Raw genomic sequence first — 14,314 nt, forward strand, 5'->3', positions numbered from 1 at the left:
GTTTTCGGCCAGGCGCGCGAGCCGGCCGCGCAGCGTGAGCGTGACCCAGCCCAGCGAGCGCGGGTTGTCGCGGTCGAGCACCAGCAGGTCCAACAGCGCCGGCACATTGCGCTGCTGCTGATATTGCGCATGGAAGGTGATGGTGCTGTCGAACAGCGCCAGCATGGCGCCGAAGCCGCCTTCGTCGTACACGGCGCCGGTTTCAAAGCCGAGGATCAGCGCCGACGCCAATGTGTTCAGGCGCTCGATGTGGCGGCCCGTGCTGAGCAGACGCCAGCCGTCGTCGCGGCTCATGCGGTCGGTTTGCGCGCCTGTCATGGCGGCCAGGAAGCCGCTGGCGGATTCGAGTGCGGCGAGGGCTTCGACCGACGAGTATTCGAGTGCCTGCGATGCCGGGTGGTCGGGTCCGCTGAAGACTTCGCAGCGCCGGAAAAAATCGGCCTCGGCGCGCATGATCACATGCCACTGCTCCTGCGACAGCCGCTCGCGCACGGCCGAAGCCGCGCCCTTGAGCGCACGCAGGCTGTAACCCACGCTGGCAGCATTCTGGGTGTCGGCCAAGCTGGCAATCAGCGAGCGTTCGAACACGCGGCGCGACTGAGTGGCAGGCGGCACCGAGTCAAGCACCAGCCCGTTTTTCACGGCCAGCTCCGAGAGCCAGGCCAGCAACGGCTGCGAAGACTGGTCTTCGCCATTGAGGGACTGCAGGGTCAGCTGAGCCATGCGGATGGCGTTTTCGGTGCGCTCGGTGTAGCGGCCCAGCCAGAACAGGTTTTCGGCGGCGCGGCTGGTGACCGGGGGTTTGTGCAGGGCACGCATGGCCGCACGCGGTGCGGCACCGAACTCCGCCCCGGAGGCAGAAAGCGGCGCGGCGTCGGTATTTGCCGCCGCCGGTCCTGCGGTCCGGCTTGTGGCTGCAGGGGCCGGTGCTGTGGCCTCGGCCGGCGCCCACACATCGGCGCTGCTGCCGCCTTGCTGCATGGAAGCGATTTTGTCGTTAGGGCCCGCCAGCCGCGCCAGGCCGCCGGGTAGCACCTGCCAGGAACCCGCGCCGTCGGACACCGCAAACACACGCAGCATGGTGGAGCGCGGGGCCACCCTCTGGCCCTGCCAGGTGGGTGTCTGGGACAGCGGCAAATAGGCCTGCACCGTGTAGTCTTCGCCGCGCCGGACCAGGCGGCCGGCCCATTCGTCGAGCTCGCGACGGGACAGCGTCTGCGCAATCACGGACTGAATGCCGGACTCCGGATAGGTGCCCTTGATGACACATTCCTTCAGCCGGGGCAGGACCGACTGCAGCGCGGCCTGCTCACCGCACCACCAGGTGGCCAGTGAGGGCAGGGCCAGAGGCTGGTCCAGCAGGTGGCGCGACAGCGCCGGCAGAAAACCCAGCAGCGCGGTGGATTCAAGAAAGGCCGAGCCCGGCGCGTTGGCCACCAGCACGTTGCCGGCGCGTATGGCCTGCAACAGGCCGGGCACGCCCAGCGTGGAGTCGGAGCGCAGTTCCAGCGGGTCCAGGAACTCGTCGTCCAGGCGCTTGAGCAGGCCATGCACGGGCTCCAGCCCCTGCAGGGTCTTGAGGTAGAGCTTGTCGTCGCGCACCAGCAGGTCGCTGCCTTCGACCAGGGTCAGGCCGAGGTAACGCGCCAGGTAGGCGTGTTCAAAATAGGTCTCGTTGTAGGGGCCGGGCGTGAGCAGCACGATGCGGCTTTCCTCACCGTAAGCGCGTGCCGGGCTGGCCGCTTTCATGCCATCGACCAGGGCCTTGTAGGAGGCAGCCAGGCGCTGCACCTTCAGTTCGCGGAAGGCCTCCGGGAACAGCCGCGAGATCGCCAGCCGGTTTTCCAGCAGGTACCCCAGACCGGATGGCGCTTGCGTTCGCTGCGACACCACCCACCAGCGCCCGTCCGGGCCGCGCGCCAGGTCAAAAGCGGTGATGTGCAAGAAGGTGCCGCCCGCCGGCAAGACGCCGTGCATGGCGCGCAGGTAGCCGGGGTGGCCCTGCACCAGCGCTGCGGGCAGCAGGCCCAGCGCCAGCAACTGCTGCGGGCCATACACATCGGCCATGATGTGTTCCAGCAGCCGGGCACGCTGGCGCACGCCGGCGGCAATCTGCGCCCAGTCCTGCGCCGACAGAATCAGCGGAAACAGGTCCAGCGACCAGGGCCGCTGCGGGCCGTTGGCGTCTGCATAGACGTTGTAGGTCACGCCGTTGTCGCGGATCTGGCGCTGCAGGTTGGCAGTGCGGTGGTTCAGGTCATCAAAGCCGTCGCCGCCGAGGAAATTGAAGAAGCGGGTCCATTCAGGCGCCAGGCTGGCAGGTGCGAGGTCAGCGGGGCTTGTATCGGGTACGGGGGCCAGTGCTGCAGCAGTTCCGGCCAGCTGCAGCGATTGCTGGGTCTGGCTTTGGCTCTGACTGGCAGCGGGCGGCGCTTTGTCCAGGGTCCGGCCGTGCAGCTCGTCAAAATGGCCGGCCGCAGCCGGCAAGGCCAGGGCTCGCGCCAGATCGCCAGGGGCTTCCAGCGCTGCTGCTGTGAAAAGTGAGTCGTTGTATTCCACGGTGGCCCAAGTATGCCTTCATGCCTGTGCGGCGAGCCGCGCAGGCTGCCATTGACCCGGTCTTCGGCGCACGATGACACGGCTCCGAACCGCAATTGTTGCGGCCGCAAGACAAATCGTATGGGCCCGACCTTAACGCAGGTCCAGCGTGAACGGAAACTCGCGGCTCGGTTGCGCGGGCTGAACGCGGATTTTCCCGGGTGTGTGGCCCATCTGGAAGAAGCGGTTGAGCCGCCGGCTTTCGGCCTCGTACGAGTTGACGGGCAAGGTGTCGTAACTGAGACCACCCGGATGCGCCACGTGGTACTGGCAGCCGCCCAGTGAACGTTCCATCCAGGTGTCCACGATGTCGAAGGTCAGCGGCGCATGCACACCAATCGACGGGTGCAGGGCCGAGGGCGGGTTCCAGGCCTTGTAGCGCACGCCGGCCACGTATTCACCCACGGTGCCCGTGCTTTGCAGCGGCAGGGCGCGGCCGTTGGCGGTGATCACATAACGGTTGTCGTTGAGGCCGGTCACATGCACTTCCACGCGTTCGAGCGAGGAGTCCACATAACGCACGGTGCCGCCGGCCGAGCCTTCCTCGCCCATCACATGCCAGGGCTCGAGTGCGCTGCGCAGGGTCAGCTCGATGCTGTTGGCTTTCACCTGACCGATCATGGGAAAGCGGAACTCGAAATGCGGCTCGAACCAGGCCATGTCGAAACCGTAGCCGGCTTCCTTGAGTTCAGTCAGCACGTCGGCGAAATCCATGCGGACAAAACCCGGCAGCAGAAAGCGGTCGTGCAGCTCGGTGCCCCAGCGCGTCATGCGGCCGTGGTAAGGCTTGTTCCAGAAACGCGCCACCAGCGCGCGCAGCAGCAACTGCTGGACGATGCTCATGCGCGCATGCGGCGGCATTTCAAAAGCGCGCAGCTCGAGCAGGCCGAGCCGGCCGGTGGCCGAATCGGGCGAATACATCTTGTCGATGCAGAACTCGCTGCGGTGTGTGTTGCCTGTGACGTCCACCAGGATGTTGCGCAGGGTGCGGTCAACGATCCAGGGCGGCATGTCCTGGCCGTATTTCTCGCGGTTGGCGGCGATTTCGCGCAGCGCGATTTCCAGCTCATACAGCTGGTCGTTGCGCGCTTCATCAACGCGCGGCGCCTGGCTGGTCGGGCCGATGAACATGCCCGAGAACAGATAACTCAGCGAAGGATGGTTGTGCCAGTACGCGATCAGGCTGCCGAGCAGCTCGGGCTTGCGCAGGAAGGGGCTGTCCGGCGGCGTGGCGCCGCCGAGCACAAAGTGGTTGCCGCCACCGGTGCCGGTGTGGCGGCCATCGGTCATGAACTTTTCGGCCGACAGGCGGGTCTCGTGCGCAATCTTGTAGAGGAACTCGGTGTGCTCGACCAGTTCGCTCCAGTTGTAGGCCGGGTGGATGTTGACCTCGATGACGCCGGGGTCGGGCGTGACCTGCAGCATTTTCAGGCGCGGGTCGCGCGGCGGCGGGTAGCCTTCCAGCACGATCTGCAGGCCCAGGGCTTGCGCGCTGGCCTCGACGGCGGCCAGCAGGTCGAGGTAGTCTTCCAGGCGCTCCAGCGGCGGCATGAAGACATACAGTGCGCCGGTCTCGGCCTTCGCGCCTTTTTCCTTGGGTGCGGCCTTCGGCTTGTCTTTCGGGCCGTTCGCGCGTGATGGGTCGCGCACCTCCACGCAAAGCGCGGTGCGCGTCAGCCAGGCGGCGGATTCGCCCGGCTTGGGCATGCGGGCTGTTTCTTCAGCCGCTGCAGGTGCTGCCGGTTCGGCCGTCGCGGCCGGGGCTTTTGCGCCCTGGCCCTGGTCGAAACGCGCGTCGGTGCTGACGGTTGCGGGCTTGAACTGCAGCAACCGGCTGGCTTCGTTGCGCGGGCCGCTGGCTGTCATGTAGCGCGCCATGTACTGAGCCAGCATGCTTTCGCTGTTGTGGCCGGCGGCGGGTGCCGGCGGCATGGAAGGGGGCGCGGCCTGGCCGGTGGCTGTGTTGTAGCGCGCGGCCAGGGTGGCGGTGGACGGCAAGTCTTCCCGCGGTGCAAACGGGTCGGCCTCGGTCATGTAGGGGAAGTCGGTTTTCGACACCCAGGGCACGGAGTCGAGCGGCAGGCGGTAACCCATGGGTGAGTCGCCCGGCATCAGGTACATGCGTTCGTCGCGGAAGAACCAGGGGCCGGTGGACCATTGTGGCCCCTGTCCTGCAGCACTTTCTTCTCTGACTTTCAAGGGCAACACGTAGCCGACCACTGCGTCCAGCCCCTGCGAAAAGACACGGCGCAGGCGCGCGCGCTCCATCGCGTCGTCCAGCTTGGTCTCGAAAGGGTCCACGTTGACGGGCAGGCGACGCTCGCGCCACAGGTAGTACCAGGTGTCTTCATAACCCGGGGTGATGTATTTGGCGGACAGCCCCAGCTTGCTGGCCAGCATGTCGGCAAAGCGCCGGGCATCCAGACTGGTGTAATTGCAGGGCTTGCGTTCATCGGTGAACAGGTCCGGGTTTTGCCAGACTGGTTGACCGTCCTTGCGCCAGAAAATGCTCAGCGCCCAGCGCGGCAACTGCTCGCCCGGGTACCACTTGCCCTGGCCGAAATGCAGGAAGCCGCCCTGGCCGTACTCGGCGCGCAGTTTCTGGACCAGCTCGGTCGCGTAGCCGCGTTTGGTCGGGCCCAGCGCGTCGATATTCCATTCGGCCGCGTCGCGGTCCTGGGTGGAAACAAAAGTCGGCTCGCCGCCCATGGTCAGCCGCACATCGCCGGCCACCAGGTCCTGGTCCACCTTGTGACCCAGCTTGAGCACGTCGGCCCACAGCGCCTCTGTGTAGGGCTGGGTGACGCGAGGGGACTCGTAAATACGCTGCACACCCATGTGGTGGGAGAACTCGACTTCACTTTCATCAACGCCGCCTTCAATCGGCGCCGCGCTCGAGGGCTCCGGTGTGCAGGCCAGCGGAATGTGGCCTTCCCCGGCCATCAGGCCCGAGGTCGGGTCCAGACCAACCCAGCCGGCACCGGGCAAAAACACCTCACACCAGGCGTGCAGGTCGGTGAAGTCGGTCTCGGCGCCGCTGGGGCCGTCGAGTGACTTGACGTCGGCCTTGAGCTGGATCAGGTAACCCGAGACAAAACGCGCGGCCAGGCCCAGGTGGCGGAACAGCTGGACCATGAGCCAGCCGGTGTCGCGGCAGGAACCGATGGCGAGCTTGAGGGTTTCCTCCGGCGTCTGCACGCCGGGCTCCATGCGGATGGCGTACTTGATGTCGTGCTGCAGCTTCTGGTTGAGGCCGACCAGGAAGTCGATGGTGCGTTTGGGCGTGCGGTCGATGGCGTCAAGGTAGCTTTTCAGCAGCGGCGTGGCCGGTTCGGTGGCCAGGTAGGGCGCCAGTTCATGCGCCTGGGCCTTGGCATAAGCGAAGGGAAACTCTTCAGCCTCTGGCTCGAGAAAGAAGTCAAACGGGTTGAAGACCGCCATTTCGACCACCAGGTCCACCGTGACCTTGAACTCGCGCGTCGGTTCGGGGAATACCAGCCGCGCCTGGTAGTTGGCAAACGGGTCCTGCTGCCAGTTGATGAAATGGCCCTTGGGCTCCACTGTCAGCGAATAGGACAGCACCCTGGTGCGGCTGTGCGGCGCCGGCCGCAGCCGCACGACCTGGGGACCAAGGCGGACCAGGCGGTCGTATTGGTAGTGGGTGATGTGACTCAGGGCAACATGAATGGACAAGGCAATCTCGCTTTTCGAATAATTCAGGGCCGACCTTGTCACTATGCCGCAGAAACTGCGCGCCGGTCCCGGAATAACGGTTTTAATGCGAACAATGCTAGCAAGAGCTGCGCCAAAGCAGCAGCTTGTCGGCGCACGGGATGCGTGATTCGTTGAGAACAGGGACGTGGATCACACGGTAAAAAAACAAGGGGGAGCTTTTGCCTGGAACAAGGTCAGCCACAGCGCCTCCAGCAGCCAGGCTGCTGAGCCTGGTTTTTATCGGCTTTATCGGCGGTGCTGCCCTGCAGCTGCAGCAGCGTGCGTTGTGGGATGGCTGGCCCTATGCCGGCATGGCCATCGCTGCTGTGGTGCTGGCCGGCCTGGTCGGGGCGATGACGCCTCCCGCAGCGGCTGCGTGGTCGGCACGCAGCCTGGCGGCGCTGCTGCTGGCACTGGTAGCCGGGTTTGCCTTGACGGGCCTGCGCGCCGCGGTGTTCCAGGGCGGCGCCCTGGTTCCGGCGCTGGAGGGTAAGGACATCGACATCACTGGCCGGGTGCTGGCCATGCCGCAACGCGGCGAAGACGGGCTACGTTTTCGTTTTGCGGTCGAGGGCGCGCGACTGGACGGCAAACCGGTGCAACTGCCGCAGCTGTACCTCGGCTGGTATGCCGGCTTCGGCGGCCGGGATGCGCCGGACGCTGACACCCCGGATGCACCGGCAGCGCTTCTTGCGTTGCAGCGCCAGCCGCAAAACCTGCATGCCGGCGAGTACTGGCGCATGACGGTGCGCCTGAAGGCGCCGCACGGCAACAGCAATCCGCACGGCTTCGACTATGAACTCTGGCTCTGGGAGCAGGGTGTGCAGGCCACCGGTTATGTGCGGGCCGGCCCGCGCGATGCGCCGCCTCAATTACTCGCCGACGGCTGGCGCCATCCGGTGGAACGTGCGCGGCAGTGGATGCGCGACGCGGTGTTTGCGCGTGTGGCCGACCGGCAACTGGCCGGCGTGGTGGCGGCCCTGCTGGTGGGCGACCAGAACGCCATCGAGCGTGCCGACTGGGATGTGTTCCGCGCCACCGGGGTCGCGCACCTGATGTCGATTTCCGGCCTTCACATCACGATGTTTGCCTGGCTGGCCGCGCAGGCCATTGGCTGGCTGTGGCGGCGCTCCGCGCGCTGGAGCCCCGCCTTGTGCTTGCTGTTGCCGGCGTCCAGCGCCGCTGCCTGGGGTGGCCTGCTGCTGGCCGCCGCTTATGCGCTGTTTTCGGGTTGGGGCGTGCCGGCACAGCGCACGGTCTGGATGCTGGCTGCCGTGGTGCTGCTGCGCCAGAGCGGCAAACGCTGGCCCTGGCCGCAGGTGTGGCTGCTGGCCATGGCGGTGGTCGTCGCGCTGGACCCCTGGGCTTTGCTGCAGGCTGGGTTCTGGCTGTCGTTTGTGGCGGTGGGTGTCCTGTTTGCTGCCGGGCGGGATGTTCGGGACGACGATTTTGCTACAAATTCAGGAGCTGCTCGCGCCCATGGAGAAAGGGCTGGTGGCCAAAATGACTCTCAAACTTGGCGCTTGCCGGCCCTGTTGCCCGTTTGGCTGGGCGCTGCCGGACGGTCTGTGCTCCGTTCTGCCCGCGAGCAGTGGATCGTGACCCTGGCGCTGGCGCCGCTGTCGCTGCTGCTGTTCAACCAGGTGTCGCTGGTCGGTCTGCTGGCCAACGGGCTGGCGATTCCCTGGGTGACCCTGCTGGTGACGCCGTTGACCATGCTGGGCATGGTGTGGGCGCCAGCGTGGGACCTGGCCGCCGGTGCGGTGGCCGCGCTGATGCTGTTCTTGGAGTGGCTGGCACGCTGGCCGCTGGCAAGCATCAGTGTGGCGGCGGCGCCGCTGTGGTGCGCGGTTGCCGGTGTGGCCGGTGGTTTGCTGCTGGCCATGCGCCTGCCCTGGCACTGGCGCGTGCTGGGCGTGCCGCTGATGCTGCCGGTGCTGCTGTGGCAGCCGCTGCGCCCGCCGGCGGGCGAATTCGAATTGATCGCTGCCGATGTGGGGCAGGGCAATGCGCTGATTGTCCGCACCGCCGGCCACACGCTGGTGTACGACACCGGCCCGCGCTTTTCGCGCGAAAGCGATGCCGGGCACCGGGTGCTGGTGCCCCTGCTGCGCGCCTTGGGGGAACGCGTGGACATCCTGATGCTGAGCCACCGCGACGGCGACCATATCGGCGGCGCGCCGGCCGTGCTGGCCATGCAGCCACAGGCGGCTTTGCTGAGCTCGATCGAGGATGGTCATGCGCTGCAAGCCTTGCGGCCTTCACGCCGCTGTGTGGCGGGACAGCGCTGGGTGTGGGAGGGCGTCAGTTTTGATGTGCTGCACCCCGCAGCGGCGGACTACGAGGTGCCGGCCAAGCCCAACGCGATGAGTTGCGTGCTGCGCATCTCCAACGGCAAAAGCAGCGCCCTGCTGGCCGGAGACATCGAGCTGGCGCAGGAGCAGCGCCTGGTGGCTGCGGGGGCGGCACTGCAGGCCGATGTGCTGCTGGTGCCGCACCACGGCAGCAAGACCTCGTCCAGCGCGGCGTTTCTGGACGCCGTGAAACCCACGCTGGCGCTGGCGCAAAACGGGTACCGCAACCGCTTTGGTCACCCGGCAGCGCCCGTGCTGGAGCGCTACCGCGAGCGCGGGATCGCGGTGGTGACGTCGCCTGTATGCGGCGCCGCCAGCTGGTCCAGCCAGCAACCGGCTGAGGTCCGCTGCCAGCGGCAGACCGCATTGCGCTACTGGCAGCATCCAACCGGAACTGCCCCTTCAGTTGTTCCCTGAGCGCCGGGCATTCCGCATAAATAGTTGCTCATTTGCGAACGGCTGGCGCATTACTTGCTAAGCTAGTGCCATAACAATCCATTCGTAAACCTGCTGGAGACCAAGCTGATGAGCCGCCCCATGTTTGATGAAATGAATGCAACGGCGTCCAGCGTCCGCGAGCACTACCAGGCCTACCAGCGCTGGCTGGCCAGGCAGCCAGATCAGGTCATGCAGGCCAGGCGCGCAGAAGCCGAAATGATCTTCCGCCGCGTCGGCATCACCTTTGCCGTGTATGGCGACAAGGACGACGGCAACTCCGAAACCGGCGGCACCGAACGGCTGATTCCGTTTGACCTGATCCCGCGCATCATCCCCGCCCATGAGTGGGCCAGCATGGAAAGTGGGCTGGTCCAGCGCGTGACCGCACTGAACCGCTTCATCCACGATGTCTACCATGACCAGGAAATCATCAAGGCTGGCGTGATCCCGTCCGAGCAGATTTTTCAGAACGCGCAGTTCCGCCCCGAGATGATGGGCGTCGAGGTGCCCGGCAACATCTACTCGCACATCAGCGGTATCGACATCGTGCGCGCCCCGAACGCGCAGGGCGAGGGCGAGTACTACGTGCTGGAGGACAACCTGCGTGTGCCAAGCGGCGTGAGCTACATGCTGGAAGACCGCAAGATGATGATGCGGCTCTTCCCCGACCTGTTCAGCGAGAACCGTGTCGCGCCTGTTGCTCACTATCCCGACCTGCTGCTCGAAACCCTGCGCGACAACTCGCCGGCGCACCGCGCCGAGCCGACGGTGGTGGTGCTGACGCCCGGCATGTACAACTCGGCCTACTTTGAGCACGCTTTCCTGGCGCAGCAGATGGGCGTCGAGCTGGTCGAGGGTCAGGATCTGTTCGTGAAGGACAACTTCGTCTACATGCGCACCACGCGCGGCCCGAAACGCGTGGACGTGATCTACCGCCGCGTCGACGATGACTTCCTCGACCCGCTGGCTTTCCGGCCCACCTCGACACTGGGCTGCGCCGGCCTGCTCAATGTCTACCGTAGCGGCAACGTGGCGCTGTGCAATGCCATCGGCACCGGCGTCGCCGACGACAAGTCGATCTACCCCTATGTGCCGAAGATGATCGAGTTCTATCTCGGCGAAAAACCCATCCTGAAAAACGTGCCGACCTACATGTGCCGCAACGCGGACGACCTGAAGTACACGCTGGCCAACATGAAAGACCTGGTCATCAAGGAAGTGCACGGCGCCGGCGGCTACGGCATGCTGGTCGGCCCGGCGGCCACGCAGGCCGAGATCGAGGATTTCCGCAAGGCCGTGCTGGCCAACCCGTCCGGCTACATCGCTCAGCCGACGCTGAGCCTCTCGACCTGCCCGACCTATGTCGAAAGCGGCATCGCACCGCGCCACATCGACCTGCGGCCCTTTGTGCTGAGCGGAAAAACCGTGCAGATGGTGCCCGGCGGGCTGACGCGAGTGGCGCTGAAAGACGGTTCGCTGGTGGTCAATTCCTCGCAGGGCGGCGGCACCAAGGATACCTGGGTGCTCGAAGACGGGGACGGCAGTGCGCCCTCCCAGTCGCAATCTCAGTCGCTGGCCTCCAACTGAAGGGAAAGGGAATCACCATGCTTTCAAGAACCGCTGATCACCTTTTCTGGATGTCCCGCTACACGGAGCGGGCTGGCGATATGCCGAAGGCATTCGCGGGGATGACTGACAACTGCGCGCAGCGCTTGTCATGGCATCACCAAAATACGCAAAGCGCGGTAGCGCTTTCGGTGTTTGAGGCAAGGAGTTAAACCATGTTATCTCGTACTGCTGATCATCTATTTTGGATGTCCCGCTACACAGAACGTGCCGAAAACACCGCGCGCATGCTGGATGTGAACTACCAGACCTCGCTGCTACCGCAATCCACCGCTGTGGCGCAAGTGGGCTGGAAAGGCCTGCTCAGCATCAGCGAACTCTCGGCTGCCTATGAAAGCAAATACGGCGGCGTGAACGCGCGCGACGTGATGGACTTCATGGTGCGCGACGAGAAAAATTCGTCGAGCATCATCTCCTGCCTGAAAAACGCCCGCGAGAACGCGCGCGCCGTGCGTGGCACGCTGACCACCGAAGTCTGGGAAACGCAGAACCAGACCTACCTCGAAATCTTCCGCATGTTGCGCAACGGCGAGTTCGAGCGCGACCCGAGCCAGTTTTTCGAGTGGGTCAAGTTCCGTTCGCACCTGTCGCGCGGCGTGACCGTCGGTACCATGCTGCAGGATGAGGCGCTGTATTTCATGCGGCTGGGCACTTTCCTCGAGCGCGCCGACAACACCGCGCGCCTGGTCGATGTGAAGTTCCACGCCGTGCAGAGCGATTTTTACGGCGCCGCCAGCGAGAAGGACCAGGAGTACGACTTCTACCACTGGAGCGCGATCCTGCGCAGCGTCAGCGCCTTCGAGATCTACCGCCGGGTCTACCGCAACGTGATCAAGCCCGAGCGTGTGGCCGAGCTGCTGATCCTGCGCGCCGACATGCCCCGCTCACTCGCCGCCAGCCTGCAGGAAGTGGTGAGCAACCTGCAAAGGGTGACGGACGACCAGAATTGCGAAACCGTGCGCCGCGCCGGCAAGCTCAATGCCGACCTGCAGTACGCACGCATCGACGAAATCCTGGCCACCGGCCTGCACGCCTACCTGACGCAGTTCCTCGACCGCGTGAACGAACTCGGCGCCCACATCAGCCGCGACTTCCTGGTTCCGGCAACCGCGTGAGCTACTGCCGCGCGCCTGGCCACGCCAGGCAAGACCTCTCTTCCTGGCGCGCGCAGTGAACGAACGTGGGGCTTTCCAATCAAGCAGCGGCCGCGGAACCGGCTTTGCCGGGCCGCAGGCGCAGCGGCCTCTTTTCCTGTGCGAGGGGCAGGGAGCTGCCGCAGGCTCGAAGCGAGCGACCGTGGGGGCTCTATGAGATTACACGTCCGCCACACCACGCGTTACCGCTACACCGAGCCCCTGCGTTATGCACTGCAAACGCTGTGGCTGACGCCGAAATCCGGCCCTTCGCAAAACGTGCTGTTCTGGACACTGGGTGCGCCCGGCGTGTTGCATGAACAGCACGACGGCTTTGGCAACAGCATCCACTCCTACACCTTTGTCGCAGACGCCGCGGCGCACGTGACTGGCAGCCTGGTCAACGCCGCAGGGCAGGTGGAAACGCTGGGGGTGGCAGAGTTTATTGACGAGGCGGTGATGCCGCACCCGGCCTTTTTCCTCAGGCCGACGGCATTGGCCGCGCCGCATGTTTCGCTGGCCGAATTCGGCCGCCGCTTCGTGCGGCCGTCTGCCGTTGCCGGTATCACAGATCTGGGCATGCTCTTGGCCCTGAGCAGAGGTGTGGCGGGCGCCGTCAGCTACCAGAAAAATAGCACCAGCGTGACCACCACGGCACTGCAGGCCTTTGAGGCTGGTGCCGGCGTCTGTCAGGACCAGGCCCACGTGATGGTGGCCATCTGCCGTAGCCTGGGCATTCCGGCGCGTTATGTCAGCGGTTATTTCTACGCTGCCAACGAGCCTGACCTGGCCAGCCACGCCTGGGCCGACGTCTGCATCGACGTGGCGGCCCGGCGCTGGGTCAGCATCGACGTGACCCACAGCTGCCTGATCGACCAACGCCACGTGCGCCTGGCCGTGGGCACCGACTACAACGCCTGCCCGCCCATCAAGGGCATACGCCATGGCGGGGGGGAAGAATCGATGATGGTGGAGATCACGATTGAGCCGGTGTGAACCCGGATCACGCCCGCCGGCGGCTCACTTCACCCGCGCCGCCACTTCCCGCCCCAGCTCAATCACCGCCATCGCGTAATAGCTGCTCCAGTTGTAGCGTGTGATTGCGTAAAAGTTTTCGGTGCCGGCGATGTAGACAGGCGCGCTACCGCCGTTGTTCGGGTCGCCGTTGAGCAGTTCGATCAGCGCCAGCGGACCGGTGTGGTTCAGTGCATCGCCTTCCAGCACCGCGCCCTTGGCGGTGAAACTGGCCACGCTGAAGGTGGGCAGGATGTCGGGCGCCATCAGGGCGCCCATGTCCAGGTTTGCGCTGTCAAGCTGCACCGGGTAATGCGTGGGCATGCCGGGCTGCCAGTTGAAGGCCTTGAAGTAACTGGCGACCGAGCCGATCACATCGGCGGGGCTGTCCCACAAATCCACCTTGCCGTCGCCGTCGAAGTCCACCGCGTGTTTGACCCAGCTCGAGGGCATGAACTGCGGCATGCCCATGGCACCGGCGTAGCTGCCGCGCGGCACCAGCGGGTCGCTGTCGAGGCGGTTTTGCATGCTCAGGAACTGCTCGAGCTCGCCCCTGAAGAATTCGCTGCGCTCACGGGCGCGCGGGTGTGTGGCCGGAAAATCAAAACTCAGGGTGGCCAGCGCATCGAGCACCCTGAACTTGCCGGTGTCGCGGCCGTAAATGGTTTCCACGCCGATGATGCCGACAATGATGTCCGGGGGCACGCCGTATTCTTTTTCGGCGCGAGCCAGGGTGGCCTGGTTCTCCTGCCAGAAGCGCACGCCGGCCGCGATGCGGACCGGGTCGATGAAGCGGCTGCGGTAGACGCGCCAGTTTTTCGTGAAGGTTTTGGCGGGGGGCTGCATCAGCCGGGCTATGGTCGGGCTGTAGCGTGCCTGGCCGATGGCCTCGCGCACCCATTGCGCATCGAGGTCGCGCCGGCTGGCCAGGTCGTCGGCAAACCGCATCGCTTCGGGACGGCCCGCGTAGGCGCTTTCCTGTTGCGCAGCCTGCTGCACCTTGATTCTCCGGGGTTTGAGGTCTTTTGCGCTGCTGTCCCCCGCTGTACCTGCGCCGATAGCTATCAAAAGAAGAGCGGTCAGTAGCCGTGGCGAGACGGCTTTGTAAAGCGGAAAGGCAATCATGCGAAAAGGCGTGTCCAGGCAGCGGAAAGAGGTCGGGAAAAGAGGTGGAAAGACCTACAGTATCGCGCCGGGCCGATACCCTACTGCGGGCAGCGGGAAAATCAGCCCGGCCAGCTCAGCTGGTTGTATTGCTTTTTCAGCGGTGCCAGGCGAGGGGGAGTGCCACCGGCGGGCGTGCCGGCATAACGCTGGGTTTCGAGTTGCAGCAGCCAGTCGTGCAGCGGCTGCCCCTCGCTGCCATAACGCTGCATGACCTGTTGCGCGAGCTGGCGCGGGGAGGTGGCGGCATGGCTGGGCAGGCCGGCCTTGCCC

The 14,314-nt window shown here is 65.3% G+C and carries 9 protein-coding genes; 5 read left to right on the top strand and 4 right to left on the bottom strand.

Going from position 1 to position 14,314, the window contains the following annotated elements; all coding sequences use genetic code 11:
* On the bottom strand, positions 1-2,559 hold a 2,559-nt coding region (locus WA904_RS03290; RefSeq protein ID WP_425195700.1), incomplete at its 3' end, for a circularly permuted type 2 ATP-grasp protein.
* Positions 2,560-2,691: 132 nt separating this feature from the next.
* A complete protein-coding gene (locus WA904_RS03295) occupies positions 2,692-6,291 on the bottom strand; it encodes a DUF2126 domain-containing protein (RefSeq protein ID WP_425195701.1) in 3,600 nt (1,199 codons plus the stop codon).
* Positions 6,292-6,491: 200 nt separating this feature from the next.
* Between WA904_RS03295 and WA904_RS03300 the strand changes: the two genes are divergently transcribed.
* The 5 genes from WA904_RS03300 to WA904_RS03320 all read left to right on the top strand — a co-directional run bounded on the left by WA904_RS03300 (position 6,492) and on the right by WA904_RS03320 (position 12,859).
* Positions 6,492-9,083: a DNA internalization-related competence protein ComEC/Rec2 gene (locus WA904_RS03300; protein ID WP_425195702.1), complete on the top strand. Its 2,592-nt coding sequence runs from the start codon at positions 6,492-6,494 to the stop codon at positions 9,081-9,083.
* 108 nt (positions 9,084-9,191) lie between these two features.
* Positions 9,192-10,691, top strand: coding sequence for a circularly permuted type 2 ATP-grasp protein (locus WA904_RS03305; RefSeq protein ID WP_425195703.1), 1,500 nt, complete (start codon positions 9,192-9,194; stop codon positions 10,689-10,691).
* Between the two features lie 17 nt (positions 10,692-10,708).
* A complete protein-coding gene (locus WA904_RS03310) occupies positions 10,709-10,882 on the top strand; it encodes an alpha-E domain-containing protein (protein ID WP_425195704.1) in 174 nt (57 codons plus the stop codon).
* Positions 10,883-10,885: 3 nt separating this feature from the next.
* Complete coding sequence (locus tag WA904_RS03315; RefSeq protein WP_425195705.1) at positions 10,886-11,845, top strand: alpha-E domain-containing protein; 960 nt, start codon at positions 10,886-10,888, stop codon at positions 11,843-11,845.
* Positions 11,846-12,037: 192 nt separating this feature from the next.
* Complete coding sequence (locus WA904_RS03320; protein WP_425195706.1) at positions 12,038-12,859, top strand: transglutaminase family protein; 822 nt, start codon at positions 12,038-12,040, stop codon at positions 12,857-12,859.
* A gap of 24 nt (positions 12,860-12,883) precedes the next feature.
* Here the strand turns inward: WA904_RS03320 and mltB are convergent, their stop codons facing one another.
* Together mltB and WA904_RS03330 are read right to left on the bottom strand one after the other, a co-directional pair.
* On the bottom strand, positions 12,884-14,002 hold the full coding sequence (mltB, locus tag WA904_RS03325) for a lytic murein transglycosylase B (RefSeq protein WP_425195707.1): 1,119 nt from the start codon (positions 14,000-14,002) through the stop codon (positions 12,884-12,886).
* Between the two features lie 101 nt (positions 14,003-14,103).
* Positions 14,104-14,314 (bottom strand): hypothetical protein (locus tag WA904_RS03330; RefSeq protein WP_425195708.1); only part of this gene is annotated, 211 nt, incomplete at its 5' end.

Origin of the sequence: Polaromonas sp. (genome assembly GCF_049790275.1) — a bacterium.
In the GTDB taxonomy this organism is placed as follows: domain Bacteria; phylum Pseudomonadota; class Gammaproteobacteria; order Burkholderiales; family Burkholderiaceae_C; genus Polaromonas.